This window comes from Hyphomicrobium sp. (assembly GCF_035687085.1).
Lineage (GTDB): Bacteria > Pseudomonadota > Alphaproteobacteria > Rhizobiales > Hyphomicrobiaceae > Hyphomicrobium_B.
This window is the reverse complement of record NZ_DASRYS010000006.1, coordinates 64487-78775: the sequence shown is the minus strand read 5'-3', so window position 1 is coordinate 78775 and position 14289 is coordinate 64487. Positions and strand designations below refer to the sequence as shown.

16 protein-coding genes are annotated in these 14289 nt (G+C 61.5%); 4 read left to right on the top strand and 12 right to left on the bottom strand.

What is annotated here, in order from left to right:
- Positions 1 to 1212 carry an aminotransferase class I/II-fold pyridoxal phosphate-dependent enzyme gene (locus tag VFG26_RS05530; RefSeq protein WP_325023065.1) on the bottom strand — a complete coding sequence of 404 codons (1212 nt, stop codon included), beginning with the start codon at positions 1210 to 1212 and terminating at the stop codon, positions 1 to 3.
- Between the two features lie 70 nt (positions 1213 to 1282).
- Positions 1283 to 2062, bottom strand: a complete 780-nt coding sequence (locus VFG26_RS05525) for a helix-turn-helix transcriptional regulator (protein ID WP_325023063.1) — start codon at positions 2060 to 2062, stop codon at positions 1283 to 1285.
- Positions 2063 to 2157: 95 nt separating this feature from the next.
- Here VFG26_RS05525 and VFG26_RS05520 point away from each other — a divergent pair, with 95 nt between their 5' ends.
- Positions 2158 to 3186 carry an MBL fold metallo-hydrolase gene (locus VFG26_RS05520; protein ID WP_325023061.1) on the top strand — a complete coding sequence of 343 codons (1029 nt, stop codon included), beginning with the start codon at positions 2158 to 2160 and terminating at the stop codon, positions 3184 to 3186.
- Between the two features lie 13 nt (positions 3187 to 3199).
- Here the strand turns inward: VFG26_RS05520 and VFG26_RS05515 are convergent, their stop codons facing one another.
- The 9 genes from VFG26_RS05515 to VFG26_RS05475 all read right to left on the bottom strand — a co-directional run bounded on the left by VFG26_RS05515 (position 3200) and on the right by VFG26_RS05475 (position 10766).
- Entirely contained in the window at positions 3200 to 3592 is a 393-nt protein-coding gene (locus VFG26_RS05515; RefSeq protein WP_325023059.1) for a VOC family protein, read from the bottom strand.
- 47 nt (positions 3593 to 3639) lie between these two features.
- Positions 3640 to 4419, bottom strand: coding sequence for a succinate dehydrogenase iron-sulfur subunit (locus tag VFG26_RS05510; RefSeq protein ID WP_325023057.1), 780 nt, complete (start codon positions 4417 to 4419; stop codon positions 3640 to 3642).
- A gap of 102 nt (positions 4420 to 4521) precedes the next feature.
- Positions 4522 to 5121 (bottom strand): hypothetical protein, encoded by a 600-nt coding sequence (locus VFG26_RS05505; RefSeq protein WP_325023055.1) that lies wholly within the window; start codon positions 5119 to 5121, stop codon positions 4522 to 4524.
- 85 nt (positions 5122 to 5206) lie between these two features.
- On the bottom strand, positions 5207 to 7054 hold the full coding sequence (sdhA, locus tag VFG26_RS05500; RefSeq protein WP_325023053.1) for a succinate dehydrogenase flavoprotein subunit: 1848 nt from the start codon (positions 7052 to 7054) through the stop codon (positions 5207 to 5209).
- 6 nt (positions 7055 to 7060) lie between these two features.
- Positions 7061 to 7444 (bottom strand): succinate dehydrogenase, hydrophobic membrane anchor protein, encoded by a 384-nt coding sequence (gene sdhD / locus VFG26_RS05495; protein ID WP_325023051.1) that lies wholly within the window; start codon positions 7442 to 7444, stop codon positions 7061 to 7063.
- Complete coding sequence (gene sdhC / locus VFG26_RS05490; RefSeq protein ID WP_325023049.1) at positions 7445 to 7855, bottom strand: succinate dehydrogenase, cytochrome b556 subunit; 411 nt, start codon at positions 7853 to 7855, stop codon at positions 7445 to 7447.
- Positions 7856 to 8061: 206 nt separating this feature from the next.
- Complete coding sequence (locus VFG26_RS05485; RefSeq protein ID WP_325023047.1) at positions 8062 to 8589, bottom strand: superoxide dismutase family protein; 528 nt, start codon at positions 8587 to 8589, stop codon at positions 8062 to 8064.
- 69 nt (positions 8590 to 8658) lie between these two features.
- Positions 8659 to 9723 carry a MaoC family dehydratase gene (locus VFG26_RS05480; RefSeq protein WP_325023045.1) on the bottom strand — a complete coding sequence of 355 codons (1065 nt, stop codon included), beginning with the start codon at positions 9721 to 9723 and terminating at the stop codon, positions 8659 to 8661.
- Between the two features lie 143 nt (positions 9724 to 9866).
- Positions 9867 to 10766: a CoA ester lyase gene (locus tag VFG26_RS05475; protein WP_325023043.1), complete on the bottom strand. Its 900-nt coding sequence runs from the start codon at positions 10764 to 10766 to the stop codon at positions 9867 to 9869.
- Between the two features lie 161 nt (positions 10767 to 10927).
- On the opposite strand from VFG26_RS05475, the gene VFG26_RS05470 reads away from it, so the two are divergent.
- The 3 genes from VFG26_RS05470 to VFG26_RS05460 all read left to right on the top strand — a co-directional run bounded on the left by VFG26_RS05470 (position 10928) and on the right by VFG26_RS05460 (position 13671).
- Positions 10928 to 11752 (top strand): pyridoxal kinase, encoded by an 825-nt coding sequence (locus VFG26_RS05470; protein WP_325023041.1) that lies wholly within the window; start codon positions 10928 to 10930, stop codon positions 11750 to 11752.
- Between the two features lie 93 nt (positions 11753 to 11845).
- Positions 11846 to 13036, top strand: coding sequence for a Na+/H+ antiporter NhaA (nhaA, locus tag VFG26_RS05465; protein ID WP_325023039.1), 1191 nt, complete (start codon positions 11846 to 11848; stop codon positions 13034 to 13036).
- Positions 13033 to 13671: a carbonic anhydrase gene (locus VFG26_RS05460; protein ID WP_325023037.1), complete on the top strand. Its 639-nt coding sequence runs from the start codon at positions 13033 to 13035 to the stop codon at positions 13669 to 13671. The genes nhaA and VFG26_RS05460 overlap by 4 nt, the downstream gene beginning before the upstream one ends.
- A 29-nt stretch (positions 13672 to 13700) precedes the next feature.
- Here VFG26_RS05460 and VFG26_RS05455 read toward each other — a convergent pair whose 3' ends face one another.
- Positions 13701 to 14288 carry a DsbE family thiol:disulfide interchange protein gene (locus VFG26_RS05455; RefSeq protein ID WP_325023035.1) on the bottom strand — a complete coding sequence of 196 codons (588 nt, stop codon included), beginning with the start codon at positions 14286 to 14288 and terminating at the stop codon, positions 13701 to 13703.
- Position 14289 lies beyond the last annotated feature (1 nt).

The following is a 14289-nucleotide window of genomic DNA, read 5'->3' as shown; positions in this document are numbered from 1 at the left end:
TTAACGCAGCACGGAAATCGTGCGTTCGAGCGCTTCCTGGATCGTTTTGGAGTCCTGCACCATGGCGACGCGAACATAGTCCGCGCCAGGGTTAGTGCCGTCCCGTCCCGTCTGAGCCAGAAAGCTGCCGGGAATAACCTTGACGCCTGCACGTTGCCATAAGGTTACCGCCGCTTGAGCGCCTCCACCAAATTGGCTCAAATTAAGCCACAGGCAGAAGCCGCCCGCCGGCCGTCTGTAGCCGTAGCGGTCACCTAACACCTTGTCGGCAATCAGAAATTTGTCGCGATAGGCATTCCGTGAAATTTCCACGTGAGCCTCGTCGCGCCAAATGGCGGCGGATGCATGTTGTACCGGCAAAGGCACCGTCGGCGCGCACATGTTGCGCACTTCGCCGTACGCTTCGAGGAAAGCCTCATCGCCAGCACAAAAGCCGGAGCGCAGGCCAGGCAGGTTCGACCGCTTCGATAGCGAGTTGAAGACGACGAGATTGCGAAACCGCTCCGGCGTCTCGATAGCGACTTCGAGACCGCCCACCGGTGCAGCCTCGGTGTAAATCTCCGAGTAGCACTCGTCGAGGAACAGCATGAAGTCGTAAGCGCGGGCGAGTGCCAGCGCCTTCAGGATGTATGCGCGATCTGCGACCGCCCCCTGCGGGTTGGCGGGCGAGTTGATGAACAGCGCCGCCGTGCGCGCGAGCAGACTTTCATCACGCGCGAGTTCGTCGAGATCCGGAAGAAAGCCCGTCGCCTTCGTCGCGTTGAGATAGATGGGCTCCGCGCCAACCGCCAAAGCACCCGCGACATAGGCCGAATAATACGGATTGCACATCAAGATCGCGGGACGCCCCGTGATCTCCTTGCGCCCCACGGCCGGAAGGCAGGCGAAGAACAATCCCTCGCGCGAGCCGCTTAGCATCAGAATTTCACGCTCGGGATCGACAGCCGAGGGCAGCTGATACCGCTTCGACAACCACTCCGAGATCGCAAGCCGCGCATCACCTGCCCCGCGAATGGGCGGATATTTCCCGTAAAGGGCGGTGGCCTCCGCGAGCTTCGCTGCGATGAAATCCGGCATCGCCTCGCGCGGCTCCCCGATCGTCAGCTCGATCGGATTGGCGTGCCCTGCCGGAATACCGGCAAGAAGCTTGCGAAGCTGCGTAAAGGGCGATGAGATCGCGCCGGAGGTGAGGAAAGAAAGCGGGTGGGTCATCTGCGGACAATTGATGCTGAGTGAGAGCCGCTATCGCACGCCAGGGGCCAAGAGGGAAGCGCGGCAGCTCTCACGAGCAAACCAATGAGCGGACCCCGGCCAGGCTCTTCGACGCCGGCGCCCCGAAGATCCGGCGAAACTCATGCGCGAAGTGCGGCTGATCGTAATAGCCTGCCGCATGCGCGGCATTTGTGAAGTTCTCCCCCTTCACGACCTCCGCCACCGCCACCCGCATGCGCGTCCACGCCGCGTACCGGCGATAGGAGACGCCGGTCTCCTGCTTGAAGAGGTGCTGGAAACGCGATGTCGAAAGCCGCGCAGCATCCGCGGCCGCCGCCACGCTGGGCGCGCCTGTCAATTCGCTTTCGGCCCTCTCAGGATCCGCGATTGCAGCGATCGCACGCAGCACCCGCACATCGATCTCTCGGCGCGCCCCAACCTTGGCTTTCGAAAATCCGATGAGGTCCGCCAGTGCCTCGTCCGCCCACGCAAGGCTGGCGCTATCCTCATAAAGCGTACGCAGAAGATCGAGATCGCACCGTGCGCCGATCAAAGCGCCTTGCTCTTCATGGGAGTCATGAATGAGCGCCGCCAGACCTTCCGCCGATGTTTCCGTGGGCTCCACATAAACGACAGCCAACGGCCGCCCACCCGCGTCGAATTCATAGACATCGCCCGCCTGGATTATCGCGGCACGGCAGGAGAACCAGGTCCCACGTCCAAGCTTCAAATGAAAATCGTCATAGAGCCCGGTAAGTAGAACGGGCGCGCTGTGGCTGTGAAGCGCGTTTCGCCCCAGGCATCCGGCAAAAAGCATCCGCCCCTCACCCACGTGCCACAAGGGCTTCATGATCTCGTTCCCACGCGTAGCAGGTTCGTACAAGCGCGCGTCCCCTCTCAAGCCCTAGCCTCACCCCGGCTTGAACATCTGCCTAGGACGCGAAAATGCCAAGGATAATCGCAAATGAAACCGCAGCGGACCTCCCTGCGCTGAACGTTGACCGCCGCAAACTTCTCAGCGCCGGTCTGGGCTTGGCCGCCATGCCGGCCCTGACATCAGTTTGGACGCCGAAAGCCGAAGCCGCCGCTGGGCCTCTCGGCGGCGCTCAGCCCAAATTCTATCGTTTCAAGCTTGGCGATTTCGAGATCACCACGATCTCGGATTCGGAAGCCATGATCGACGGTCCTTACCCGCTCATCGGAACGAACGCGGATGAGGCGAGCGTGCGCAAGCTGATGTACGACAATCTCCTCCCCGAGCAGAAATATCAGCCGGGCTTTTCGCCAACGGTGATCAACACCGGCAAGGAGATCGTATTGATCGACACCGGCAACGGCTCGACAGGCTTTGTCCCCCGTCCGGACGGCGGCTGGCTTGCGGCACAACTCGGCCCGGCTGGCTTCAAGCCCGAGGATATCGATATCGTTTTGCTGAGCCACGGTCATCTCGACCACGTCGGCGGCATCATCGAAAATGGCCAACCGCTCTTTCCAAATGCACGCTACGTCATCGCAGCAATCGAGCACGACTTCTGGTCACCTGAAGGCAAATTCTCCGGCGACATGGAGAAGTTTGCGGGAATCTACAGGGCCAGTACGAACCCGGTCGCTGGCAAGCTTAGTTTTATAAAACCTGGCGACGATGTCGTGAGTGGCATTCGCGCCATCGAAGCCTACGGTCACACGCCGGGACACCTCGCCTTCATGATCGAAAGCGGCGGCAAATCGCTATTGTTTTGGGGAGACTGCGCGCATCATCAGGTGGCCTCCCTCGCGCGTCCCGATTGGCATTGCGTTTTCGATGTCGACCAAGAGCAGGGTGCCAAAACGCGCCGGCGCATTTTCGACATGGCGGCAACGGATCGCCTGCCGGTCATCGGCTATCACATGCCGTTTCCATCATTAGGCTACGTGGAGACGATCTCGCCAGGCAGCTATCGCTGGCTCGCGCACACCTACCAGCTCCACCTGTGAGGCGTGCGGACGATTATTCCGGCAGATGCGTCACGGCCTCGATGTTGTGTCCATCGGGGTCGATGATGAAACCGCCGTAGTAGTTGGCATGATAATGCGGCCTGAGGCCGGGCGGCCCATTATCCTTGCCCCCGGCAGCCAGCGCCGCATCGTAGAAGGCCTGAACCTCCGCGCGATTCTGGGCGGAGAAAGCGACGTGCAGCCGGCCCGTCAGCGGCGTGCCGGTGCCGATCCAGAACTGCGGACGCTCACGGCCGAACCCCGCATAGCCGTCATCGTCCTCTTCCGAGAACTTCATTTCCTTGAGGAGGACGATGCCGAGCGGCGCGAGCGCCTTGGTGTAGAAGTTGAGCGACCGCTTGTAGTCGGTAATCGGGAAACCGATGTGATCGAGAATGTCCAGCACGCACGTCCTCCTATCGTCTGCCCGATCTCGTCAGCGCGCGGAATGATCTAGACGCGCCGCTCCACCATCAGCTTCTTCAATTCCCCAATGGCCTTGGCCGGCGAGAGCCCCTTCGGGCAGGCCTTGGCGCAGTTCATAATCGTATGGCAGCGGTAAAGGCGGAACGGATCTTCGAGGTTGTCGAGCCGTTCGCCGGTCGCCTCATCGCGGCTGTCGATGACCCAGCGATAAGCCTGCAGCAGGATCGCCGGACCGAGATAGCGGTCCGAGTTCCACCAGTAGCTCGGGCACGACGCCGAGCAGCACGCGCACAGAATGCACTCGTAAAGCCCGTCGAGCTTTTCGCGATCATCCCGCGACTGCCGCCACTCTTTCGGCGGCGTCGGCGTATCGGTCTTCAGCCACGGCTCGATGGAGGCATGCTGCGCGAAGAAGTTCGTGAGATCGGGAACGAGGTCCTTCACGACCTTCATGTGCGGCAGCGGATAGATCTTCACCGCGCCCTTCACGTCCTCGATGCTCTTCAAGCACGCGAGCGTGTTCGTGCCGTCGATGTTCATCGAGCAAGAGCCGCAGATGCCCTCGCGGCACGAGCGGCGAAACACCAACGTCGGGTCGATCTCGTTCTTGATCTTAATGAGCGCGTCGAGCACCATCGGCCCGCACTGCTTTTGATCGATATGGAATGTATCGATGCGCGGGTTGCGGCCGTCCTCCGGGTTCCAGCGATAGATCCGGAACTCCTTCCAGTCGCCGTCATGGTCCGGCCTATTCCAGGTCTTGCCCTCGGAGATCTTCGAATTTTTCGGAAGCGTGAGCTGAACCATCAGACTTCGGGGTCCCGTCTGCGGAAATTGAAATGTCTGTTGACAGAAGCTTGAACGCGCCCCCGCTGTCAACATGCGGGGACCCGCACGCGGCGCTATCGCTCAAGCGAGCTTCTGGTATTTTTTCAGCTCCCGGACGAGGTCGATCAGCCGCTCGGCGATCTCAGCTCCCGTATCGACCGCGACCCGCAGCGGCACCCGCGACTGGATGATCTCGTTGAGCCGGTCCTGCTGCTCGCCGAAGGCGAAAAACACCTCCTCGGGTGCGTCGATATCGCCGTCCTCGATAGCCGTCATCACATCGAACGCATTCTGAGCGGCAAGAACGAGCATGGACGCAATATCGTCCATCAATTGTAAATAAAGGCGCTGTGCGTCGGCCCTGATACGCTGCCCGTGCACGCCGAATTTGAGCGGTGCCGAGGCCTGCCCGCCTTCGCCCGCAAAGACGCGCGGGTGCCGCTGGAAGCGCCGGAAGATCTCGCCGAGCCCGATGCAGCACGTCTCGAGATCCCGAAGCGCCGCGCCCGTTTTTCGCTTGGTCCGCGTCCGCGACGCGAGCTTGCCCTCGCCCGACCAGTTGATCGAGGCAATCGACGCGACGGCGCCCAGTGCCGCCAAGGCCGGCAAAACCGCCGTGAACGGATCAGGCGACATCCGCGTATCGCCAGCGTCGATGTCGGCTTTCGGATCTTTACTCAAGACTGGCGCGCCTCTCGATCAGCGCGCGCACCATAGGCGACTTTGGTGAACGGCGCTATTTCTGCTCGCGCCATTCCAAACGCCTCTAGTAAACCCGAGCCTTGGGCTCGATGTACTTGACCTCGTTGGTCATTGTCCGGGTGTGCACCGGCCTGTCATCAAGGGTGACACTCTTACTCGCATAATCGGCCCAGGCGAGCGTGTGCTTCATCCAATTGACGTCATCGCGCTTGGGATAATCTTCGCGCGCATGCGCACCGCGGCTCTCTTTGCGGTTCTCGGCCCCCACGACCGTCACCGCAGCCTGCGCGATGAGGTTGTCGAACTCGAGCGTCTCGACGAGATCCGAATTCCAGATGAGCGAACGATCGGTGACCGAGATGTCCTCGGCCTCGCGCCACACCGCATGGATCTTCTCGACGCCTTCCTTCAGCACCGGTCCATCGCGGAAGACCGCGCAGTTCGCCTGCATGATCTTCTGCATGCGCAGCCTGAGCGCCGCCGTCGGCGTCGAACCCTTCGCGTGCCGGAAGCGATCAAGACGCGCCAGCGCCGGTTCGTTCGCATCCTTCGGCAGATCCTGCTGCAACCCGCCCTTTTCGATGGTCTCGGCGCAACGCAGGCCTGCGGCCCGACCGAAGACGACGAGATCGATGAGCGAATTCGAACCCAGCCGGTTGGCACCATGCACGGAAACGCACGCCGCTTCGCCGATCGCCATCAGGCCCGGCACGACGTGATCGGGATCACCGTCCTTCTTCGTCAGAACCTCGCCGTGATAGTTCGTCGGTATGCCACCCATGTTGTAGTGGACCGTGGGCAGCACCGGGATCGGCTGCCGCCTGAGATCGACGCCCGCGAACACCTTGGCGTTCTCCGTGATGCCCGGCAAACGTTCGGCAAGAATCTTCGGATCGAGATGGTCGAGGTGCAGGTAGATGTGATCGCCTTCGGGACCAACGCCGCGGCCTTCGCGAATCTCGATCGTCATTGAACGCGAGACGACATCGCGCGAAGCGAGATCCTTCGCACTCGGTGCATAGCGCTCCATGAAGCGCTCGCCCTTCGAATTCGTGAGATACCCGCCCTCGCCGCGCGCGCCTTCCGTGATCAGCACGCCCGCGCCGTAAATGCCCGTCGGGTGGAACTGCACGAACTCCATGTCCTGCAGCGGCAGACCCGCGCGCAGCACCATGGCGTTGCCGTCGCCGGTGCACGTGTGCGCCGACGTGCACGAGAAATACGTGCGCCCGTAACCGCCCGTCGCCAAAATAGTCTTCTTCGCACGGAAGCGATGCAGCGTGCCGTCATCGAGGTTGAGCGCGATGATGCCCCGGCAGACCCCGTCCTGATCCATGATCAGATCGAGCGCGAAATATTCGACGAAGAACTCGGCCGAGTACCGCAGCGACTGCCCATAAAGCGTGTGCAGCATCGCATGACCGGTGCGATCGGCGGCCGCGCACGTGCGTTGCGCCGGTGGGCCCTCGCCGAAATCGGTCGTCATGCCGCCGAACGGCCGCTGGTATATCTTGCCGTCCTCGGTGCGGGAGAACGGAACGCCGTAATGTTCGAGCTCATAAACAGCAGCCGGAGCGTTGCGGCAGAGATATTCAATCGCGTCCTGATCGCCCAGCCAATCCGATCCCTTGACGGTATCGTACATGTGCCAGCGCCAGTCATCCCGGCCCATGTTGCCCAGCGCAGCGGCAACGCCGCCCTGCGCCGCGACCGTGTGCGAACGCGTCGGAAAGACCTTTGTCACGCACGCGGTCTTGAGCCCCGCCTCCGCACAGCCGAGCGTGGCGCGCAAACCGGCACCACCCGCGCCGACGACCACGACGTCATAGACATGGTCCTGGACGGGATATGCCTTCCCGAGTTGAGAAGGCGCGGCAATCGCACCATTGGCTTTGCCATTCGCTACCGTCATCGGGCTTTAGGCTCCAAAACTCAGTTTCAAAACGGCGAACACGCTGGCGAGCCCTACGGCAATCGCAAAGAACGTGTTCAGCACAAGAGCGCCAAGCTTCAGCCCCTCATTGTGCACGTAGTCTTCGATGATGATCTGCATGCCAAGCCGCATGTGGATCGTCGCCGACAGGATCAGTGCCAGCAAGGGCAGTGAGATCAGCGGATCGGCGAGCTTCCGGTGCACCGTCTCGTAGTCGGCACCGATATGCGATGCGATGAGCCAGACCAGAAAGGAGGCCAGGAATATATTGGCAACCGCCGTGACGCGCTGCTTCCAAAAGTGATCGGCACCCTCTTTGGCGGAGCCGAGATAGCGAACCTTCTTGAGCGGTGTTCGCATCGATTTCATTTACATGCCCCCGAGAGCGACGAAGGCCCAGATGATGGCGGTCAGCGTGAGTGACGCGGCGAGCGATCCCCACGAGAGGAGATCGATCATCCGCAGTTCGTAGCCGTGGCCACTGTCCCAGATCAAATGCCGTATACCACCCATCATGTGGTGCATCAGGACCCACGTGTATCCCAAAAGCACGATCTTGCCGGGCCAAGTGGCAAACCAGCTCGACACATAGTCGTACTGCTCCGGTCCCGACGCAGCTGCGACGAGCCACAATGCAAGAAGCAGCGATCCAACGTACAGCGTCGCCCCGGTGATGCGATGTAGGATCGACATCACCATGTTGATGAGCGGAGTATAGATTTGAAGGTGTGGCGAGAGCGGCCGCTCGGGTCGCACGCCGCGGCCAGACGTGGCTGCCATCGGACGTCCTTCTGGTGCGTGTGAAGCCAACGTGTACCGGCTCATTTCGAACCCGGCAAATCGCCAAATGCCACAGAGACTAGGGTGAGGCCAGCAAATTGAAGTCCGCCCGCCTCAAGCGTTCACTCCTTTACGCCGCATGCTCCCGATGTCGTGCTCCGCTGAGGCGGACGGGTGCACACAGGCGCGCACGGAGATTGCGCTGCCTACTGTGATTTCAGAACCCCGCAGCCGATCCGCGAACCCGCATCGCCTTCGGGGTCAGTCTGGTAGTCGTCGGCTTTTTCGAACAATACCAGCGATGAACCGTCGGTATCGAAAAGCGTGTCTTCGGTCTCTTTGTTGAGATGCAGATATGGGCTGAGTATTTCAGCCGCCGCCGTGCCGTCCGCACCCGCGATGACGTTGGGCAGATCGCCCGCCATCGGACCTTCCTCATTGAGGAAGCCATGTCTGGCGCCGAGCGGATTATAAATAGCGCCCGCCGACGAAAAGTCGCCTTCGCACGTGCCCGTCTCGTGTAAGTGCAAGCCGTGCGCGCCAGGCGTCAAACCTTTGAGTTCGACTTTGAGAAGCACGCCCGCAGCAATTTCCGTCAGCGTGATGGTGCCGGCGCTTTGGCCATCGGCAAGCTTGATCTCGGCGACGGCGGTCTCTCCCATGGCATCCGCCCGGTGAGATGCCGCAAAGAGAAGGATGGCCGCCGCGGCGGCTGCCGTCAGTCTCGTTTTCATGCGACTGCTCCCTACACCCCGCCGGAGGGCATCGCCCTCCGGAAAATCCCTACACGGTAGCCGGCTCCCTTAGGCCCGGCGAGGCAGGACAAGCCACGTATCGAGGTCGAGGACAACCCCCTCGGCGTATTCGGCGTCCGCCGTTTTGAGGGGGAGGGCCGAGCAATCCTGATTTTTGACCCCGACGAGGCGCACGCGGAGGGCGCCGACGTCCTTGCGGCCCGGGATCTCGGCTTTCTCGAGGATCTCGGACCAAGCGTAGATCGTGTCGCCCGCAAAAGTCGGAGCCACATGGCGTCCGCCGTTGATCGCAGCGAGATGAAATGCGTTGCCGAGGCCGTTATAGGAAAGCGCGCGGACGAGCGAAATCACGACGCCGCCGTAGACGATCCGCTTGCCGAAACGGCCTTTGGACTCTGTATGCTGATTGAAGTGCACCTTCGCGGTGTTCTGATAGAGCCGGGTCGCCGTCTGATGCTCGGCTTCTTCGAGCGTCATGCCGTCGACGTGGTCGATCTTCTCGCCGACTTCATAATCGTCCCAGCGGTAGGGCGAGCCCGCGAGCGCCAGATCATATTTGCTGATATCGAGCGTGGGAACGGCGCAGGCGAGATCGGCGGGATCGACGCGCTCGGGAAGCTTCGGAACGATGGCCTCCGGGGCCGGCGATCCTTTCGAACGCTTGCGAACCATCACCCAGCGGCAATATTCCAGCACCTTTTCGTTGTGCTGGTTGCGCCCGGTGGAGCGCACGTAAACAGTACCCGTCTCGCCGTTTGAATTTTCTTTAAGGCCGATCACTTCCGACGTCGAAGACAGTGTGTCGCCGGGATAAACGGGCTTGAGGAACCGGCAATCGGCGTAGCCGAGATTGGCGATGGCGTTGAGCGAGATGTCGGGCGTCGTCTTCCCGAACACGACGTGAAACGTCAGCATGTCGTCGAGCGGCGCCTTCGGATAGCCGATCGCCGTTGCGAAGGTGTCAGCCGATTGAACGGCGAAACGCGAGCCGTAAAGCGCCGTGTAGAGCGCGACGTCGCCGTCGGTGACGGTGCGCGGCGTCGCGTGCTGAATGATTTGGCCGAACTTGAAATCTTCGAAGAAATTGCCTGCGTTGGTCTTTGTTCCGGCCATCGTCCCCGCCCTGAATTTTCGGGAAGCCCAAGAATTGAGCTTCGGCTGTTTCAGCCTTTTTCGGGATCTCCTTCCTCGACCGCAACTTTTTTCGGCATTTCAGAAACGCGCCCTAGGGCCGCAGAAGAACGAGGGAACTAACCTCAAAACCAGGGTTCTTCGACTTTGGAGCGCGTTCTGATCGCCTCCGCAATCGCCGCGACCCGCTTCGCCATCACAAGATGCAGCCGCTCAACCATGCGCCCTTCGACGGTGATGACGCCCTTGCGCGCGTTCTCCGGCTCCTCGAAGGCCTTGATGATCTTGGCTGCCCAGGCGATCTCATCGTCCTTCGGCGAGAAGATTTCGTTGCACGGCACGACCTGGGACGGGTGAATGAGCGTCTTGCCATCCATCCCAAGCGTCCGCCCGTGCTCGCACTCGGCCCTGAACCCCGCCTCGTCCTTGAAATCGTTGTAGACGCCATCGATGACGTCGAGCCCGTAAGCCCGGGCCGCCACCAGCGTCATGGCGAGCCACGGCACGACCGCGAACCGGTTGCTGCTGGCGAGCGCCCGGCTCTCCTTCAAGAGGTCATTGGTGCCAAGCACGAAGCAGGAAAGCCGGTTGTCGGGATCCGGCCCGCACGCCGCGATTTCCCGCGCATTGATGATGCCCATCGGCGTCTCGATCATCGCCCAAAGCCGGATGCGGGGATCGGCCTCCGCCGCCTTTACGACCTTCGCTGTCCCCGTAATGTCGCCGGGCGTTGAAACCTTCGGAATGAGGATAGCGTCCGGTCCCGCCGCGATGGCCGCATGAAGATCGGCCATGCCCCAGGGCGTCTCGATCGGATTGACGCGCAGCACGACCTCGCGCGAGCCAAATCCGGCTTCGTGCACGGCCGCTGTTGCTTGGTTGCGCGCCTTCTCCTTGTTGGCGGGCGCAACCGAGTCTTCCAGATCGATGATGATGGCGTCGGCCGGCAGCGTCCGCGCCTTTTCCAGCGCTCGCTCGTTATCGCCCGGAAGATAAAGGACACTGCGTCTCGGCCTCATGACCATGGCATAGACTCCGAGATGGGTCGCATGATTGTGCATCGCACCATCTGCCTTGGCAATATCGCCCGCCGCGAAAGGTGCGAATTAATCGCCTGCGGGCTGCGGGCGCGGTATGGGTTGCGGCCCTCGTAGGCGTTTCGGGCCACTCCTGCTAAAGCAGCCCCATGCACCAAATTCTGATGATTTCGTCCTACGTTGCCCGCGATCCCGTCGGATTGGCCGCGGCGTCCCCGCCCCTTGAGCAGGCCGGCATCGAAGTCGTGGGCGTGCCGACCATTGTGCTCTCCAATCATCCGATCCGTCCCCACATCGCCGGGTTGCCGCTCGACCCGGCCATTCTGAAAAGCATGATTGCCGCCCTCGATAACAACGGCTGGCTGGGATCATTCGGCGCCGTCTTTTCGGGCTATTTGCCGTCCGCCCAGCACGTAGAAGTCGTCGCCGCCGCAGTGCAGCGCCTGCGCGAGATTAACCCGTCGATCACCTACGTCTGCGACCCGATCTTCGGCGACGATCCCAAAGGCCACTACATCGACGAGGAAGCCGCAGTCGCGACCCGCGATCTCCTGCTGCCCTTAGCCGACGTGCTGACGCCAAACCGCTTCGAACTCGCCTGGCTCTCGGGCCGCGAGGTCAAATCTCCCGCCGATGCCGTAGACGCGATCCGCAGCCTCGGACGCCCCCTCGTCGCCGGCACGTCTATACCTGACGGACCATCGCGGCTCGCGACCGTGCTCGTCGATAGCGAACGCGTCCTGACGGGGTCGGTCGAGAAGTGGAACGATGTCCCCCATGGCACGGGCGATGTCTTCGCCGGTTGCCTGACAGCCAAACTCATGCTCGGGAGAACACCTGACGAGGCCCTCGCCTACGCCATCGCCGGCGTGCGGCAGGTGCTCGAAGTCAGCCGCGGTTACGATCGTTTGCTGCCAAACCTCGTGGACTGGAAAAGCGGCATTGTTCCTCTCGAAATCGTGGTGCGCCCATAGGCCAATCCGCGCGTAACCTCTGCTAATCCTTGCTGCGATCGTCACCGGATTGCATATCTGCCCGAAACTCCCTGCCCGAGGAAACCTACAGGAATGAAACCAGAGACAAGCGCCACCGGCATGAACCGCGAAGTGGCTGCGGGCTTGATTCTCCTTGGCGCCGCGGTGCTCGCGCTGATCGCCGCGAACTCGCCCTTGAAGGAGATGTATGAGCACCTGCTTGCGATGCATGTGCAGATCGGCGTTGCGCCGTTCTCGCTGACGAAGAATGTCATCCATTGGGTCAACGACGGCCTGATGGTTGTCTTCTTTTTCGTCGTCGGTCTGGAAATCAAACGCGAGGCGATCCGCGGCGCGCTCTCGAACCGCCGGGCAGCAATGCTTCCGGTCATCGCCGCCTTGGGCGGCATGTTGGTGCCGAGCGTGATCTACGCTTCCATCAACTGGGATAATCCGGTCGCGCTGCGCGGCTGGGCCATTCCCGCCGCAACGGACATCGCCTTTGCCGTTGGTATCATGGCTTTGCTAGGCAACCGCGTGCCCACGGCGTTGAAGGTTTTTCTTCTCGCGCTCGCCATCATCGACGATCTGGGCGCGATCATAATCATCGCCCTCTTCTACACAGCCGATCTGTCAGTTCAGGCGCTGGGCCTGGCCGCCCTTGGCGTACTTGGCCTCATTGCCCTCAACAGATCCGGCGTCATGCGAGCCTGGCCCTATCTGCTCGTCGGCGCTTTCATCTGGCTCTGCGTTTTGAAATCCGGCGTTCACGCAACGTTGGCAGGCGTGGCAACCGCTCTCGCCATTCCGCTCTCGGGCGCCAAAAAGGGAACCAATGGACCCCTTGTCGGATTGGAGCATGCGCTGAGCCCCTGGGTCAGCTTCCTCATCGTACCGATCTTCGCCTTCGCCAACGCCGGACTGACGCTGACTGACCTTTCGACAAATGACATGCTGTCGCAAATCCCGATCGGCATCGCCTTGGGTCTTTTCATCGGCAAGCCACTCGGAATATACGGCGCCGTCAGATTTGCCGTCGCATCGGGTCTCGGACAAATGCCCCACGGAGCTTCGCAGACTCAGCTGTTTGGCACCGCCGTCTTGGCTGGCATCGGTTTTACCATGAGCCTGTTCATCGGCATCCTGGCATTCCCCGATCCGACGTCGAGCGCCGAAGTCCGCTTCGGCGTGCTGGCGGGCTCACTCATGTCGGCGATTGTCGGCTACACCATTCTCGTTAGAAGCGCGCCGACCGGCGGATTAGGAGCTAAAGAGCATAAATGAGCAGTTTCCCCGAAACCCTCACCGACCGCTATCGCCGCTTCAGAAATCGCCACTTCGTTCTCCACGCCGACCACTATGAAGAGCTGGCCACGTACGGGCAGAGCCCCGAGACGATGGTGATTTCCTGCTCCGACAGCCGCGTCGATCCGGAGACGATTTTTACCGCGATGCCGGGCGAACTGTTCATCGTGCGTAACGTGGCCAACCTCGTGCCGCCCTACGAGACGGGCGGACAGTTTCACGGCGTCAGCGCCGCCGTCGAATTTGCGGTGCTGAACCTGCGCATCAAGCACCTCATCATCATGGGTCACTCCGGATGCGGCGGCGTCAAAACCGCACTCGATCAGAGCGCGGCCATCCAGACGGACGCGCAGTTCATTTCGCGCTGGATGTCGATGCTGGATCAGGCACGGATTTCAGTGCTCGCCTCGCATCAAAACAGTCCGCAGGCCGTCAAGCAGGAGGCACTGGAGAAGGAAGGGATCAAGCAGTCGATCACCAACCTGCGGACCTTCCCCTTCGTGGCCGAGCAGGAAGAGCGCGGCCGGCTTTCGCTCCACGGCGCGCACTTCGACATCAAAACCGGAATATTGACCGTGCTCAATCACTCGCGCGGAATATTCTACCCGCTGTGAGTTCACGTAAGGCAGCACGCCGGCGCGTCTTATGATGCGGCGGCGTCGGCCTTCGCCTTTTCGATGACCGGCAGAAGCTTCGTCTTCAAGGACTCAGCCGAAATCGGCCCGACGTGCTTGTAGATGACTTCGCCGCGCCCGTTGACGACGAACGTCTCAGGCGTGCCGTAGACGCCCCAGTCGATCGCGGCGCGCCCACTCGAATCCGTTCCGACTGCTGAATACGGATTGCCGAACCGGCCCATGAAGCGCCGCGCCGCATCCGTCTTATCCTTGTAATTCACGCCATAGAGATCGACGCCTGCCTGCTCCTTGAGCTGCATCAGGAACGGATGCTCATCGACGCACGGCTGGCACCACGACGCCCAATAGTTGACGACGGAAACTTTGCCCTTCGCGAGATCGGCGGAGCTGAAGCCCGGCTGCGGCTGCCCGCCCACTTCAAGACCGGCCAGCGCCGGAAATGTGGTCTGCGGCGCAGGCTTGCCGACGAGCGTTGATGGCAAGCGCGAGGGATCGCCCGATCGCAGCGCCATTGCAAAAAACCCGGCGACGACAGCGAATATTACGACCGGCAGTGCGCGCAGAAGCGGCGACTTGGGCTTTGCATCGGCCACG

What these genes read in the sequence shown, in the direction of transcription:
- nhaA (WP_325023039.1), top strand. Translation starts at nt 11,846, where the DNA reads ATGAAACCAGAGACAAGCGCCACCGGCATGAACCGCGAAGTGGCTGCG.
- VFG26_RS05480 (WP_325023045.1), bottom strand. Translation starts at nt 9,723, where the DNA reads ATGGCCGGAACAAAGACCAACGCAGGCAATTTCTTCGAAGATTTCAAG.
- VFG26_RS05520 (WP_325023061.1), top strand. Translation starts at nt 2,158, where the DNA reads ATGCCAAGGATAATCGCAAATGAAACCGCAGCGGACCTCCCTGCGCTG.
- sdhA (WP_325023053.1), bottom strand. Translation starts at nt 7,054, where the DNA reads ATGACGGTAGCGAATGGCAAAGCCAATGGTGCGATTGCCGCGCCTTCT.
- VFG26_RS05510 (WP_325023057.1), bottom strand. Translation starts at nt 4,419, where the DNA reads ATGGTTCAGCTCACGCTTCCGAAAAATTCGAAGATCTCCGAGGGCAAG.
- VFG26_RS05460 (WP_325023037.1), top strand. Translation starts at nt 13,033, where the DNA reads ATGAGCAGTTTCCCCGAAACCCTCACCGACCGCTATCGCCGCTTCAGA.
- sdhD (WP_325023051.1), bottom strand. Translation starts at nt 7,444, where the DNA reads ATGAAATCGATGCGAACACCGCTCAAGAAGGTTCGCTATCTCGGCTCC.
- VFG26_RS05475 (WP_325023043.1), bottom strand. Translation starts at nt 10,766, where the DNA reads ATGGTCATGAGGCCGAGACGCAGTGTCCTTTATCTTCCGGGCGATAAC.
- sdhC (WP_325023049.1), bottom strand. Translation starts at nt 7,855, where the DNA reads ATGGCAGCCACGTCTGGCCGCGGCGTGCGACCCGAGCGGCCGCTCTCG.
- VFG26_RS05530 (WP_325023065.1), bottom strand. Translation starts at nt 1,212, where the DNA reads ATGACCCACCCGCTTTCTTTCCTCACCTCCGGCGCGATCTCATCGCCC.
- VFG26_RS05485 (WP_325023047.1), bottom strand. Translation starts at nt 8,589, where the DNA reads ATGAAAACGAGACTGACGGCAGCCGCCGCGGCGGCCATCCTTCTCTTT.
- VFG26_RS05525 (WP_325023063.1), bottom strand. Translation starts at nt 2,062, where the DNA reads ATGAAGCCCTTGTGGCACGTGGGTGAGGGGCGGATGCTTTTTGCCGGA.
- VFG26_RS05470 (WP_325023041.1), top strand. Translation starts at nt 10,928, where the DNA reads ATGCACCAAATTCTGATGATTTCGTCCTACGTTGCCCGCGATCCCGTC.